Genomic DNA, 14,069 nt, shown 5'->3' with positions numbered 1-14,069 from the left:
ATGACGCCCCGCCGCCCGCACGGCGCGGGTGCCAGCGACACCACGTCGCCTGGTGCCAACACAGCAGAAACGCCCCCCGGCGAGCCGGGGGGCGTCTGGTGGAGCCGCCTAAGGGAATCGAACCCTTGACCTATTCATTACGAGTGAATCGCTCTGGCCGACTGAGCTAAGGCGGCAGGTGCCCATCGGGCACGGAGGTCGAGTATACGGATGCGCCGGGCATTTTCCGAACCGGCTCCGGATCGCCTCCCCGAGCACCTGTCGGCGCCCTCGCGCGACCGGGGCGGCGGCCCACGGCGGCGGCCCGAGGGCTCAGCACTTCGTGTTGTCGGCCGGCGCCTTCCCCTGCGTGTAGTAGTCGTTGACGGCGTTGTCCACGCAACTGTTCGAGCGCCCGTATGCCGTGTGCCCGTCGCCGTCGAAGGTGATGAGCCGCCCGTTGGCGAGCTGGTCGCGCAGGCGCACCGAGCCCTCGTACGGCGTCGCCGGGTCACGGGTCGTGCCGATGACCACGATGGGCCCGCTGCCCTCGGCGCTGATCTTGTGCGGCTTGGCGTCGGACTTCACCGGCCACTCGCCGCACGGCGCGCTCCCCCAGGCCATGAACGGCCCCCAGGTCGGCGCCTTCGCGGTGAACGACTTCGCCCGCGCCTCGTACGTCGCCGGGTCGGGCGAGTCCGGGTCGTCGAGGCAGGTGACTGCGTAGTACGCCTCGAGCAGGTTCGAGGTGTACCGCCCCGACTTGTCGCGGGTCGCGTACGCGTCGGCGAGGTCCATCAATGCGGTGCCGTCGCCCGCCTGGGCCTTGCCGAGCGCGTCGGTCAGCGTCGACCACTGGCCCTGGTCGTACATCGCCTGGGCCACACCGGTGGCCGCCCAGCCCTCGGTGAGCTGGGTGACCCTGACGTCGCCGCGCACCGGGATCGGCTGGGAGTCGAGCTGCTTGAGCAGCGCACGCAGCGACGCCATGACGGCATCGACCGACGAGCCGAGCGGGCAGCCGCCCTCCTCGACGCACGAGCCGGCCCAGGCACGGGTCGCCCGCTCGAAGCCCTCGGCCTGGCCGAGCGCGAGCTCCTCGGGGGTCGCGTCCGGCGGCACGACGCCGTCGAGGACGAAGCGGCCGACCAGCTTCGGGAACAGGCCGGCATACGTGGCACCGAGGAAGGTGCCGTAGGACTTGCCGAGGTAGTTGAGCTTGGCGTCGCCGAGGGCCGACCGCAGGATGTCCATGTCCTTGGCGGCGTCGACGGTCGAGACGTGCGCGGCGAGCGGGCCGGTGTTGGCGACGCAGGCCTTGCCGAACTCGGCGCCGGAGGCCATGAACGCCTTCTCCTCGCCGGCGTTGTCGGGCGTGGGGTCCTGGCCGAGGAAGGTGTCCATCTGGGGGTCCGGCAGGCACTGGACCGGGTTGGACCGCTGCACGCCGCGGGGGTCGAAGCCCACGACGTCGAACCGCTGGCGCACCGGCTTGCCCACGATGAAGTCCGCCGCCCGGGCGTAGTCCACGCCGGAGCCGCCGGGGCCGCCGGGGTTCACCACGAGCGACCCGAGCCGCTCCTTCGGCCTCGTGGCGCGCATCCGCAGCACGCTGAGCTTGATCGTCTCGCCGTCGGGCTTGGCGTAGTCGAGGGGCACGGTGAGCTCCGCGCACTGGCCGGTGCCGCAGCCCTGCCACGAGAGCGGCTGCGCGTAGAACTTCGCCAACGCCTCGGACCCCTGCGGCGGGGTGCGCGAGATGGTGACGCTCGGCTCGGGGGCGGAGTTGGGGTCCCCCTCGAGCAGTGAGCATCCTGAGAGGCCGGTCGCCAGCGCCAGGACGCCGGCGACGAGCGGGAGTCGCCGCACCGTCATGGTGGTGACGCTACACAGGCCCCGGCGTCAGCGCGGAACGCGCAGCGAGATGGCCATCGCCTCGAGCGCGAGCAGGGGCGCGACGTTGAGCCCGATCCGCTCGCGGGCGGTGCCGATCGCGTCCATGGCCTGGAGCAGCTGCTCGGACGACATCGACCGGGCGAGTGCCTGCACCGCAGGCAGGTTGTCCTGGTTGACCAGGCCGATGCTCGCACCGGAGTGCAGCACCATGGCGTCGCGGTAGACCGACAGCAGGTCGACCAGCGAGCGGTCGAGGACGTCACGCGAGTGCCGGGTGGCGCGGGCCTTCTGCTCGCGCTCGAGGCCGGCGAGCTGGCTGCGGATGTGGGGCGGCTGGGTGCGCGCCGTCGGGTCGGCGCCCAGCACCTCCATCAGCCGCTGGCGCTCCGCGGCGTCGCGCTCCGTGGTCGCCGCGGCCGTCTCCTCGTCGGCGATCGACTTGAGGTCCTCGGCCGCGCCGACGGCGTCGCCCACCCCGTGGATCCTGCCCGCGAGCGAGACGACGTCCCGTCGGCGGATCCGCGCCCCCTCGTCGCGCGCCAGCCGCCGGGCGAGGCCGACGTGGCACTGTGCCGCACGCGCGGCATACAGGGCCATGGGCATCTCGACGCCGTCGCGACGGTGGAGCAGCTCGGCAACCGCCTCGACCGGGGGCGTGCGCAGCCGCACGTGCCGCGAGCGCGAGCGGATGGTGATGATGACGTCCTCGACCGACGGCGCGCACAGCAGCCACACGGTGCGTGGCGTGGGCTCCTCGAGCGCCTTGAGCAGCGCGTTGGCCGGCGCGTCGGTGAACGCGGTGAGCCGGTCGGCGTCCTCGATGATGATGATCCGCCACGCACCGACCGACGGCCGCAGCTGGGCCAGCTGGACGAGCTCTCGGACGTGGGAGACCTTGATCGACAGGCCCTCGGTCGCCACGACGTCGACGTCGGCGTGGGTGCCGTCGAGGGCGGTGCGGCACTCGCGGCACTCCCCGCAGCCGCCTTGGCGGCACTGCAGCGCAGCCGCGAACGCGCGCGCCGCGTTGGACCGACCCGACCCCGGCGGCCCGGTGAAGAGCCAGGCGTGCGTCATCGCCGCCGGCGAGTCCACCGCGCGCTGCAGCGTCTCGATCGCGGACTCCTGGCCGATGACGTCGCGCCAGACCGTCACGGCAGGGCCCCCATCGACCGCAGCCGCTGCACGACAGCCGCGTGGACGTCCTCGGGCGGCAGCGTGCCGTCGACGACGAGGTAGCGCTGCGGGTTGCCCTGCGCCATGGCGAGGTAGTGGGCCCGGATCGCCTCGTGGAAGTCGTCCTGCTCGGACTCGAGCCGGTCGTGCACCTCACCGCGGCGGCGGCGGCCCTCCTGCGCGGAGACGTCGACGACGACGGTGAGGTCGGGGACGAGGTCGTCGACCGCCCACATGTTGAGGTCGTGGATCTCCTGGGCGCCGAGCTCGCGGCCGGCCCCCTGGTAGGCCACGGAGGAGTCGGTGTAGCGGTCGGTGAGGACCACGTCGCCCGCGGCAAGTGCCGGCGTGATGACCTGCTCGACGTGGTGCGCCTTGTCGGCGGCGAACAGCAGCGCCTCGGCACGCGGCGAGACGTGGTCGCCGTGCAGGACGAGGTCGCGGATCTCGCGCCCCAGCGGCGTGCCCCCGGGCTGGCGCGTGACGAGCACGGTGCGGCCGGCAGCCTCGAACGCGTCACGGAGCAGGGCCACCTGGGTGGACTTCCCCGCCCCGTCTCCCCCCTCGAAGGCGATGAAGAGTCCGTCGGTCACGTCCCGAGCCTAGGCCAGGCGGCGGACAACCCCCGGACAGCGGTATGCCGCGTGGCCGGCTCGGCCACGCGGCACACCGCCCGGTGGGTCAGCGGGTCGCGCGGCATCAGCCCTTGGCGGCGCCTGCGTGGGCGGCCCACTCGGCGGCGGTCACGGCATACACGAGGTCGTCCAGCCGCGGCTCGCCGTCGCCCTTGCTGCCCGCCGGCACCCGAGCCACGACGCGGAAGCCGGCCTTCTCCAGCACCCGCTGCGAGGCACGGTGGGGGGCGAACACGTCGGCGGTGACCATCGCGAGGTGCAGGTCGGCGAAGCTCAGCCGCACCAGCGCGCGGACCAGCTCTGTCGCCACCCCTCGGCCGGCGACGTCCGGGTGCACGGCGTAGCCGAGCACGGCCAGCCACATCCCGTTGTCATCGGGTTCGAGCCGCAGCGACAGATCCGCCACGACGCGGCCCTCGAGCTCGGCGACCAGTCCCAGCCCCGGCTCCGGGTGTCCGGGGCGGCCACGCTCGGCGAACCGGGTGACGCGGTCGCGCACGTCCTCGCGCCCCAGGGCCGCGCGGGTGAGGTACCGCGCGACGTCCTCGCGCGAGCGGTACTCGAGCACGGCGTCGACGTCGTCGTGGGTGATGGGCCGCAACGACATCCGCTCGGTCCGCAGGGGCCACGTCAACGACGCGAGGCTCGGTCCGGTGGTGCTCACCGGACCGAGCCTAGGCGCGTCGGGGTCGGGTCACCCGGCGTGCCGGTCGGCGTTCGCGTGGATGGCGTCGCGGACGTACTGCGCCAGCCCCGGCTCCAGGTCCTCGTAGGTCCTGGTGAACCGCGGGTCCGCCACGTACATGTCGCCGAGCCCGCGGTGGAACTCGTGCGACAGGTCGTAGAACCGGTCGTGGATGTGGCGCCGGTGCGCCTCGGCCGCGTCCATCGCCTCGGTGCTGTCCGGCGCCAGGCCGGCGCGCTTGGCCGCCACGAACGCCTCGTTGAGCGCGTCCGCCTCGGCCTTGACCTGGACCCAGTCCTCCTTGGAGTACCGGCCCGTGCGGTCCTGCGACTGCCTCCACGCGTCGGTGTCGCCCCACCGCTCCTCGGCCTCGGCGGCGTACTCGTCGGAGTACCCCTCGCCGAACAGCTCCCTCTGCTCCTCCTTCGTCAGCCTCATGCCTGACCCCTCTCTCTCCAGTGCCTTGTCGATGGCCGCCACGAGCTCGCGCATCTCCTCGAGCCGCTCGGCGACCGCTGCCCGCTGGCGGCGCAGGTGCTTCTCCACGCCCTCTGGGTGGTCCAGCAGCAGCCGGACCTCCTCGAGCCCGAACCCCAGCCGCCGGTAGACCACGACGTGCTGCAGCCGGGTCAGGTCGTCCGCGGTGTAGAGCCGGTACCCGGCCCGCGACCGCTCGCTCGGCTCGACCAGCCCGATCTCGTCGTAGTGGTGCAGCGTGCGCACCGTGACGCCGAGCTCGTCGGCCACCTGGCCCACCGTCAGCAGCTCCTGCCCCGTCCTCGTGGTCATGGCACCACTGTGGCGCCTCACGCCGCGTGAGGGTCAAGCGACGCCGCGCGCTCGTCGTCCACCGCGTCCGCGCTGCGGCTCCCGGTCCCCTCGTCGCCGCGCAGGAGGTGGCGGGTGAGCAGCGCCATGGCGAGCATGGCCACCGCTGCGACGACCTCCGTGGTCCGCATCCCCGAGAGGTATGCCGTGCGGCCGGCCTCGGCGACCGCGCGCGCCGCCCAACGGGGCAGCTGTCCCGCCGTCGCCAGTGCGCCGGCGAGCCCGTCGTGGGCGGCGATGCGGGCACCGGGCGCCAGCCCTGCGGGGAGCAGCTCGTCGATGTGGGCCCGGTACCCGGCGGCGAGGATGCTCCCGAGGAGGGCGATCCCGAGCGCCCCGCCGAGCTCGCTCGTGGTCTCGAACAGGCCCGACACGGCACCGGCCCGCTCGGCGGGTGCGACGCCGAGCACGTAGTCCGTGACGAGCGTGAGGACGGCCACCGTCCCGATCGCCACGACGCCGGCTCCCACGAGCACCACCGCCAGGGGACTGCCCGACCCGACCGTTGTGAGGATCGCGAACCCGGCTGCGGCAACGGCGAACCCGAGCGCCATGACGCGGGCACGCCCCACGCGGCCGGCCACGGTCGCGGCCGTCGGTGCTGCCGCCGCGACGGCCACGGACGGCACGAGGCCCCAGAGCGCCGCCCGCAGCGGGCTCATGCCGAGGACGCTCTGGAGGTACTGCGTCAGGACGATGGCGTTGCCCATGACGCCGAAGGTGCCGGCGACGTTGACCGCCACCGCTCCCCCGACGCGCCGGTCGCGGAAGAGCGCCGGGTCCACCAGCGGGTGGGCGATCCGGCGTTGACGCAGCACGAACAGCGCGCCGACCCCCAGCCCCAGGAGCCCGAGGCCGGTCGCGCGCACCGACCAGCCCTCGGCCGCGGTGGACTTCACCGCGTAGACGACGGAGAGCACTGCCAGGAGCGACATCGCGACGCTGGGCAGGTCGAGCGGCCGCCGGACGGTCACTCGGGACTCCGGCAGCAGGAGGGGTCCGAGGACCAGCAGGAGGGCCATGACGGGGACGTTGACGAGGAAGACCGATCCCCACCAGAAGTGCTCGAGCAGCAGACCCCCCACGACGGGACCCAGGCCGACACCGCTCGACAGCACCGCACTCCAGACCGCCACGGCCTTGGCGCGGTCGGACTCACGGGTGAAGAGGTTGCGGACCAGCGCGAGGGTCGACGGCATGAGGGTCGCACCCCCGACCCCGAGCAGCGCGCGGGCCCCGATGAGAGTCGCAGCCGACGAGGCGTGTGCCGCGACGAGGGACGCCGCAGAGAAGGTCGCCGCACCGAGGAGCAGCAACCGCCGCCGCCCGATGCGGTCGCCGACGGCCCCCATCGTGAGGAGCAGCCCCGCCAGGACGAAGCCGTAGACGTCGAAGACCCAGAGCATCTGCGTGGCGCTCGGGTGCAGCTCCCGGGCGATCGAGGGGACCGCGAAGAACAGGACCGACACGTCCATCGACGCGACGAGCAGAGGAAGGCAGAGCACCGCGAGCGCGACCCACTCCCTGCGACCCGCGACCTCTCCGTGGCCCGGCGGGCTGGTGGGGGCTGCTGCCGGCGTGTGCTGCTCCTCGGGGAGCGTGGGCGAGCTGGACATGGGCACTCCTGTCTGTGTACATCGCATACTGTTGATGTTGTACACGGAAAGGTAGACCTCAAATGTGTATGGTGCAAGCAGTTCTGCCCTAGACTCCCCGCATGACGTCGACGCCGGCCACCGCGCCCCGCTACCTGCGCCTGATGTGGGGCGTGGAGGAGGGCGGCCGTCGCGGCCCTAAGCCGGGGCGCAGCATCGAGGAGATCGGCCGGGCGGCCGTCGCCATCGCCGACCGTGACGGGCTGGCCGGGGTCTCGATGAAGGCCGTGGCGGAATCGCTCGGCCTGACCACCATGTCGCTGTACCGGTACGTCGACTCCAAGGACGAGCTGTTCGCGGTCATGCTCGACACGGCATACGGGAAGCCCGACATGGCGACCACGGCCAGGGGTGGCTGGCGCGGCCGGCTCGAGCGCTGGGCCCGGGCCATCGCGGCCCGCCGGCTCGAGCACCCGTGGAGCGTCCTGGTGCCGCTCGCCGAACCCCCGGCGACCCCCAACACGGCGCTGTGGACCGAGTGCGGGCTGCAGGCCTTCACGCCGACGACGCTGTCGTCGCAGCAACGGTTCTCGTCACTGCTGCTGCTCGACGGATTCGTCCAGCAGCACATCCGCCAGTCGCTGCAGCTCGGCTTCCTCAGCGCAGGAGGAGAGGCGCGGACCGGCGGCGACTCCTACCCGCAGAACCTGCAGGCCCTCGCCGACCCGGCCCGGTTCCCGCACCTGCTCTCCGGCGCCGCCGAGGCGATGGACCCCAGCGAGCCGGAGGACTTCTTCGCCAGCGAGCTCGACTTCGGGCTGCGGACGATCCTGGACGGCATCGCCGCGCAGGTCGGCTGAGGCGCGCCTCCCCGAGCCTTCGGGGCTTCAGACGTCGCGGGCGTGGCGCCGCTTGCGCATCAGGGCGACCAGACCGTTGCGGGCGGTTCCCCAGATGCCGTGGCGGAAGGCGAGGACGATCACGACGAAGATCGCGCCGGTGATGATGCCCGTGCCCTCGAACCCGGACGACGCGAGCTGGTCCTCGAGGATGACGACGAGCGCTGCGCCGACGGCCGGGCCCCACAGGGTGCCGATGCCGCCCAGGACGGTGATGAGCACGACCTTGCCCGACGTCGTCCAGACCAGCTCCTGCAACGACGCGAAACCGTGGCTGATGGAGAAGACGCCGCCGGCCAGACCCGCGAGGCCGGCCGACAGCACGAACGCCATGATCTTGTACCGCTCGACGTCGAAGCCGAGCGCCCGCGCTCGCGCCGGGTTGTCGCGGATGGCGACGAGCACCCGCCCGAACGGGCTGTTGACCGCGCGCCAGGCGATGAACACGCCGAGCAGGATCAGCGGGAGGGCGGCGTAGTAGAAGTAGAACGCGTCGGAGTTGATGAGGTCGGTGAGGCCACCGAGGTTCTTCGGGATCCCCTGCAGGCCGTTCTCCCCGCCGGTGACGTCACGCCACTGGTTGGCGATGAAGTAGATCATCTGCGCGAACGCCAGCGTCACCATGGCGAAGTAGATGCCCGTACGCCGCACGGAGAGGTAGCCGATCGGCACCGCGAGCACCATCGCGACGACGGCGCCGCCGAGGACGGCGACCGGGAAGGGCAGGCCGAGGTTCGTGGCGATGAGCCCGGTCGTGTATGCCGACGTGCCCCAGAAGGCCGCGTGACCGAACGACAGCAGCCCCGTGTAGCCGAGCAGCAGGTCGACCGAGATCGCGAACAGCGCCCAGGCCGCGATGTCCATGGCGACCGGCGGGTAGATGAACCACGGCAGGGCCAGGGTGACCACGAGCCCGAGGGCGAGCACGACCCACCGGACGACCGCCCTGCGCTCCCCGACCACCGGGCCGGTGGGCAGCTCGACGTCGACGCGCTGCTCCAGCTGCGAGCTCATGCTGACTCCTCCCGGCCGAACAGGCCGCTGGGCCGGACCAGGACGACCAGGGCCATGAGCACGAAGATCAGGACCTGGGAGATCTGGCCGTAGTACCCCTGCCCGTACGCCTCGACCAGGCCCACGAGGAAGCCGGCGACGACCGCGCCGAGGATCGAGCCGAGGCCGCCGATGACGACGATCGCGAACAGGATGATGACGAAGTTCGACCCCATGTCCGCGTCGATCGCGCGGTAGGGAGCGGCGAGCACGCCCGACAGGCCGGCCAGGGCGATGCCGAAGCCGAACACCGGGGTCACCCACCTCGCGACGTTGATGCCGAGGGCCCGCGACCGCTCGGCGTCCTCGGTCGAGGCGCGGACGATCATGCCGACGCGGGTCTTGGTGAGCACCAGCCAGACGGCGGCGCAGACGAGCAGGGAGAACCCGGCGGCGAACAGCTGGTAGGTCGACAGGTCGACGCTGCCCAGGCTGAGCCGTCCGCGCAGCCCGGCAGGCACCTCGTACGGCTGGGACGAGACGCCGTAGAGCCGCTTCATCAGGTCGACGGTGAACAGCGTCAGCCCGAAGGTCAGCAGGAAGTTGTAGAGCGGGTCCAGCTTGAGCAGCCACTGCACGAACAGCCGCTCGATGACGACGCCGAAGACGAACATGAGCACCGGGACGATGACCAGCGCCGGCCAGAAGCCGAGGTGCAGGTTCTTCAGCAGCAGGGCCGAGGCCATGGCGCCGAGCATGTAGCAGGCGCCGTGGCTGAAGTTGACGACGCCGAGCACGCCGAAGATGACGGCCAGCCCCAGCGCGGCGAGCGCGTAGAACCCGCCGGCCGCGAGGCCTTGGAGGGTGTACTGCAGGAACTGGCTCACCGGGAGGTCCTCTCGTGCAGGTCGGTGGCGGTGGTCGGACGCCGGCGGCGTGCCGCCCGCCCGGGTGGGCGGGCGGCATACCTCAGGATCTCGAAAGGCGTTGCCCTTGCGCGGTCTTGACGAGGGGAGCTGTCACATCGTGCAGTCGGGCGACGGCGGCGCGTAGGCCTCGGAGGCGGGGATGGTCTTGATGACCTGCTCGAGGTCCCACTCCTCCTTGACCTGGTCCTTGCTCTTGACCTTGACCTGGTAGACGTCGTGGACGACGTTGTGGTCGGCCGCCCGGACCTCGCCGTTGCGCAGGAACATGTCGTTGATCTTCTTGCCCTCGAGCTGCTTGACCACGGCGTCGCTGTTGTCGGTGCCGGCGGCCTGGACGGCCTCGAGGTAGTTCAGCGCCGCGGAGTAGTTGCCGGCGTGGGCGAACGACGGGCGGACCTTGGTCTTGGCCATGAACTTGTCGGCCCAGGCGCGGTTCTGCTGGTCGAAGTTCCAGTACCAGGCGTCGGTGAAGGTGGTGCCGTTGAACTGGTCGACGCCGAGGTTGTGGATGTCGGTGATGAACATGAGGCCGACGGCCAGCTTGGTGGTGCTGGCGATGCCGGACTGGTTGAACTGCTTGATGAAGTTCACCAGGTCGCCACCGGCGGCCATGATGCCGATGACGTCCGGCTTGGACGCGGCGGCCTTGGTGATGAAGGTGGCGTAGTTGTCGTTGGGGAACGGCGTGGCGATCTTCTGCTGCACCGTGCCGCCGGCGCGCTCGACGGCCGCACTGTAGGACTTGGTCATGTCCTGGCCGAAGGCGTAGTCGGGGTAGACGATCGACCACTTCTTGCCGCCGGACTGGACGGTGGCGGCACCGTTGCCGGAGGCCAGCATGTAGGTGTCGTACGCCCAGTGGAACGTGTACTTGTTGCACGACTTGCCGGTGAGGGCGGTGGTGCCGGCGCCGATGTCGATGAACAGCTTCTTCTTCGCCTTGGCCTGCGTGGCGACCGCGAGCGCGGCCGACGACGTGGGCACGTCGAGGATGATGTCGGCCTTGTCGCGGTCGTACATCTCCTGCGCCTTGGTGTTGGCGATGTCGGGCTTGTTCTGGTGGTCGGCCGAGACGATCTCGATGTCCTTGGCGACGGCCTTGCTGCCGTACTTGGCCTTGTAGTCGTCGATCGCCATCTGGATCGCGACCTTGGAGTTCGGGCCGGACAGGTCCTTGTAGACGCCGGACTGGTCGTTGAGCAGGCCGATGACGACCTTGCCGTCGCTGATCTTGCCGCCGGCCGAGGCCGGGCCTCCTCCGCCGCAGGCGGCGAGCACGAGGCTGCCGGTGACGGCGGTGGCCACGACGGCCAGGGTCTGGGTGCGCTTCATGTTCCCCTCCGGGGGTTCGAGGTGGTGCGTTGGGATGCCGGGTGGCGGGTGCTACATGCCGAGGTACTCGAGCAGCTCGGTGGTGCGGGTCTGGAAGGACTCGTTGTCGAGCGACTCCACGACGCGGCCCTGCGCGAGCAGGTAGTGCCGGTCGGCGACGGTGGACGCGAACTTCACGTTCTGCTCGACGAGCAGGACCGAGACGCCCTGCTCCTTGATCTGGCGGATGATCTCGCCGATCCGCTGGACGATGACCGGCGCGAGGCCCTCGCTGGGCTCGTCGAGCAGCAGCAGGCGCGAGCCCATCCGAAGGACCCGGGCGATGGCCAGCATCTGCTGCTCGCCGCCGGAGAGCTTGGTGCCCGGGAAGTCGCGCCGCTCGTGCAGGACGGGGAACTGCTCGTAGACCTGCTCCAGGCTCCACGCCGCGTCGGAGGTGACCGGCGGGAGCCGCAGGTTCTCCGCCACCGACAGGGTCGAGTAGATGCCGCGGTCGTCGGGGACCCAGCCGATCCCGGCCTTGGCGCGGCGGTCGGGGCTCGTGCGGCCGAGGTCCTTGCCGTCCCACGAGACGGTCCCCTGGACCTGGCGGTGCAGGCCCATCACCGAGCGCAGCAGCGTGGTCTTGCCCGCGCCGTTGCGGCCCACCAGCGTGACGACCTCGCCGGGACGGACCTGCAGGTCGACGTCGGTGAGGACGCGCGCCTCGCCGTACCAGGCCGAGAGGCCGGACAGCTCGAGGGTGGCGGTGTCGGTCATGGGGTCACCCGGCCTGTCCGAGGTAGGCGGTGATCACGCGCTCGTCGTTGCGCACCGCGTCGTAGGTCCCCTGCGCGAGGACCTGCCCCGACTGGAGCACGGTGACGGTGTCGGCGAGGGAGCCGACGACGTGCATGTTGTGGTCGACGAAGACGACCGTGCGGCCGGCCGAGACCTTCTTGACCAGCGCGATGGTGCGGTCGACGTCCTCCAGGCCCATCCCGGCCGTCGGCTCGTCGAGCAGCAGCAGCTTGGGGTCCAGCGCGAGCGCCAGGGCGAGCTCGAGGGCACGCTTCTGGCCGTATGCCAGTGAGCCGGCCGCTGCGCCCGACCGGTCGGCGAGGCCCACCTCGTCGAGCAGCTCCATCGCGCGGTCTCGGAACTGTCGCATCTGCCGCGAGGAGCGCCAGAACCGGTAGCCGAGGCCCGTCGGGGAGGCGAGCGCCAGCTCGACGTGGTCGACCGCGCTCATCTGGTCGAAGAGGCTGGTGATCTGGAACGACCGGGCGATGCCGCGGTGAGCGACCTGCTCGGGCTGCAGCCCGGTGATGTCCTGGCCCCCGAAGGAGATCGTCCCCGACGTGGGCGAGAGGAACCCGGTCAGCAGGTTGAACAGGGTGGTCTTGCCGGCACCGTTGGGACCGACGAGCGCGTGGACGGTGCCCTCGGCGACCTCGAGACTGACGTCGGAGACAGCCCGGAAGCCGCGGAACTCCTTGGTGAGCCCGCGGGTCTCCAGCAGCGTCTGCGCGGAGCCATGGGTGGCCTCGGTCGGCACCGGCACCTCCTCGTGCGGGCTGGCGACGGGCGGGGGTACCCGTCGCGGTTCCCGAAACCCTAGGGCCGCCCCACCATGTCGGACATGGCCGGGTCATCCACACAAACCGGACCGGACATGTACCCGCGCCACACGTGGCGCCCGTACCGGGAGCTCAGTGCCAGCGGTCGGGGTGCACGTCACCGGGCACGTCGGCGGCCGGGTCGTACGGGGTCCGGGTGAACCGGAACGAGCCCAGGTCGAGGTGCCCGATCCGGCCCTGCGCGTCCCGCACCGCCACCAGCGGCTCGCCCTCGTGGTACCCGTCGAGCCCGACCCAGCCGGCCCCGAGGGGACGGAACCGCGACCCGCGGTGCACCCCCGGCTCCCCGAGGACCAGGTGCCCGTCGTCCGCGAGCCGCAGCGTGTATGCCGTCGTGCCCCAGTACCAGTCGCCCACCAGCTCGAGGCCGTCCACCTGGGAGGCGTCGGCCGACCACGGCGTCGGCGCGACCGGCTCCCGCTCGGAGAGCAGGGTGAGCAGGTCCTGCGACAGCGCGGGCGACATCCCGGAGGTGGCGTTGGCGAACAGCACGCAGCCGTCGCCGCTCTCGCGGTCGACCCGCAGCGACGCCAGGAAGCCGGGCATCGAGCCGCCGTGGCCGGCATACCGGCGGCCCTCGAGGTTCCACACCTGCCAGCCGAGCCCGTGCGCGGCGGTCCACGCCTGGCCGGGGCTGTCGTTGACCACGATCGGCAGGCACATCTCCTCGAGGGTCGCGGGGTCGAGCAGCCCCTCGGTGCGGCCGGCGAGGAAGGCGGCCCAGCGCGAGAGGTCCTCCGCTGTGGACCACAGCTGGCCGGCCGGGGCCATCGCTCCCGCGTCGTGCTCGGGCTCGACGTGGAGCAGGTCCGCGAGCGGGTGGACGCCCCAGCCCGGGGCCGCGGGTGCCTGCGGGCGCGTGGTCGTCCGGGTCATGCCGAGCGGCTCGAGCAGCGAGGTGCGCACGGCGTCGTGCCACGGCACCCCGCGCAGCCGCGCAGCGACCTCGCCGAGGACGGCATACCCGACGTTGGAGTAGTGGAAGCGGGCACCGGGGCGGAACCGAAGCGTCGGCCGGCTGGCGAGCAGCGCCGCCCAGTCGTCGCCCGCGGTGCGCTCCCACCACGGCCCGCTGGTCTCGGCCTGCAGGCCCGAGCTGTGCGACAGGAGCTGGGCGACGGTCACGCCGGCGAAGTCCGACCCCTCCACCTCGGGCAGCAGCGCGACGACCGTGTCGGACAGGTCGAGCCGGCCCTCGTCGCGCAGCCGCATCACCTCGACCGCCACGAAGGTCTTGGTGATCGAGCCGATGCGGTACTGCGTGCCGGTGCCGGCCGGCTCCCCACCGCTGCGGCCGTCGAGCGTGCCCACGGCACCGGACCAGACGACCTCACCGTCGCGCACCAGCGCAGCGGCGACCGACGGAAGCCGTTGCTGCGACTGCTCTTTGGCGAGGCGCAGCGACAGCTGCCGGCTGGTGGAAGGGTCGAGGGAAGGCGTCATCGCGAGGCTGCTCGTCTCAGGACTGGTCGGGTCAGGACTTCGCGGGTCAGGACTTCGCGG

Annotated in this window: 13 protein-coding genes and 1 tRNA gene; 1 reads left to right on the top strand and 13 read right to left on the bottom strand. The window is 71.8% G+C overall.

What is annotated here, in order from left to right; genetic code table 11:
* Positions 1–99 precede the first annotated feature (99 nt).
* The 7 genes from RKE38_RS10685 to RKE38_RS10655 all read right to left on the bottom strand — a co-directional run bounded on the left by RKE38_RS10685 (position 100) and on the right by RKE38_RS10655 (position 6,815).
* Positions 100–176, bottom strand: a tRNA-Thr gene (locus RKE38_RS10685).
* A gap of 136 nt (positions 177–312) precedes the next feature.
* A complete protein-coding gene (locus RKE38_RS10680) occupies positions 313–1,854 on the bottom strand; it encodes an alpha/beta hydrolase (RefSeq protein WP_316007405.1) in 1,542 nt (513 codons plus the stop codon).
* Between the two features lie 27 nt (positions 1,855–1,881).
* Positions 1,882–3,030, bottom strand: coding sequence for a DNA polymerase III subunit delta' (locus tag RKE38_RS10675; RefSeq protein WP_316007404.1), 1,149 nt, complete (start codon positions 3,028–3,030; stop codon positions 1,882–1,884).
* Entirely contained in the window at positions 3,027–3,644 is a 618-nt protein-coding gene (gene tmk, locus RKE38_RS10670) for a dTMP kinase (RefSeq protein WP_316007403.1), read from the bottom strand. Before tmk ends, RKE38_RS10675 begins: the two co-directional genes overlap by 4 nt.
* Before the next feature lie 106 nt (positions 3,645–3,750).
* Complete coding sequence (locus tag RKE38_RS10665; protein WP_316007402.1) at positions 3,751–4,350, bottom strand: GNAT family N-acetyltransferase; 600 nt, start codon at positions 4,348–4,350, stop codon at positions 3,751–3,753.
* Between the two features lie 30 nt (positions 4,351–4,380).
* A complete protein-coding gene (locus RKE38_RS10660; RefSeq protein WP_316007401.1) occupies positions 4,381–5,160 on the bottom strand; it encodes a MerR family transcriptional regulator in 780 nt (259 codons plus the stop codon).
* 17 nt (positions 5,161–5,177) lie between these two features.
* Positions 5,178–6,815: an MFS transporter gene (locus RKE38_RS10655; protein WP_316007400.1), complete on the bottom strand. Its 1,638-nt coding sequence runs from the start codon at positions 6,813–6,815 to the stop codon at positions 5,178–5,180.
* A 101-nt stretch (positions 6,816–6,916) separates the two neighbouring features.
* Between RKE38_RS10655 and RKE38_RS10650 the strand changes: the two genes are divergently transcribed.
* Positions 6,917–7,654 carry a TetR/AcrR family transcriptional regulator gene (locus RKE38_RS10650; RefSeq protein ID WP_316007399.1) on the top strand — a complete coding sequence of 246 codons (738 nt, stop codon included), beginning with the start codon at positions 6,917–6,919 and terminating at the stop codon, positions 7,652–7,654.
* A gap of 27 nt (positions 7,655–7,681) precedes the next feature.
* Here the strand turns inward: RKE38_RS10650 and RKE38_RS10645 are convergent, their stop codons facing one another.
* From RKE38_RS10645 to RKE38_RS10620, 6 genes are all read right to left on the bottom strand, one after another.
* Positions 7,682–8,707 carry a branched-chain amino acid ABC transporter permease gene (locus RKE38_RS10645; protein ID WP_316007398.1) on the bottom strand — a complete coding sequence of 342 codons (1,026 nt, stop codon included), beginning with the start codon at positions 8,705–8,707 and terminating at the stop codon, positions 7,682–7,684.
* Positions 8,704–9,573, bottom strand: coding sequence for a branched-chain amino acid ABC transporter permease (locus RKE38_RS10640; protein ID WP_316007397.1), 870 nt, complete (start codon positions 9,571–9,573; stop codon positions 8,704–8,706). Before RKE38_RS10640 ends, RKE38_RS10645 begins: the two co-directional genes overlap by 4 nt.
* Positions 9,574–9,705: 132 nt before the next feature.
* Complete coding sequence (locus RKE38_RS10635; RefSeq protein ID WP_316007396.1) at positions 9,706–10,947, bottom strand: ABC transporter substrate-binding protein; 1,242 nt, start codon at positions 10,945–10,947, stop codon at positions 9,706–9,708.
* Positions 10,948–10,998: 51 nt separating this feature from the next.
* Positions 10,999–11,706: an ABC transporter ATP-binding protein gene (locus RKE38_RS10630; protein ID WP_316007395.1), complete on the bottom strand. Its 708-nt coding sequence runs from the start codon at positions 11,704–11,706 to the stop codon at positions 10,999–11,001.
* 4 nt (positions 11,707–11,710) lie between these two features.
* Positions 11,711–12,484: an ABC transporter ATP-binding protein gene (locus RKE38_RS10625; protein ID WP_316007394.1), complete on the bottom strand. Its 774-nt coding sequence runs from the start codon at positions 12,482–12,484 to the stop codon at positions 11,711–11,713.
* Between the two features lie 154 nt (positions 12,485–12,638).
* A complete protein-coding gene (locus tag RKE38_RS10620) occupies positions 12,639–14,009 on the bottom strand; it encodes a serine hydrolase domain-containing protein (RefSeq protein WP_316007393.1) in 1,371 nt (456 codons plus the stop codon).
* Positions 14,010–14,069 lie beyond the last annotated feature (60 nt).

This window comes from Phycicoccus sp. M110.8, assembly GCF_032464895.1.
In the GTDB taxonomy this organism is placed as follows: Bacteria; Actinomycetota; Actinomycetes; order Actinomycetales; family Dermatophilaceae; genus Pedococcus.
The sequence above is the reverse complement of the archived record's forward strand: the minus strand, read 5'-3'. Positions and strand labels throughout refer to the sequence as shown.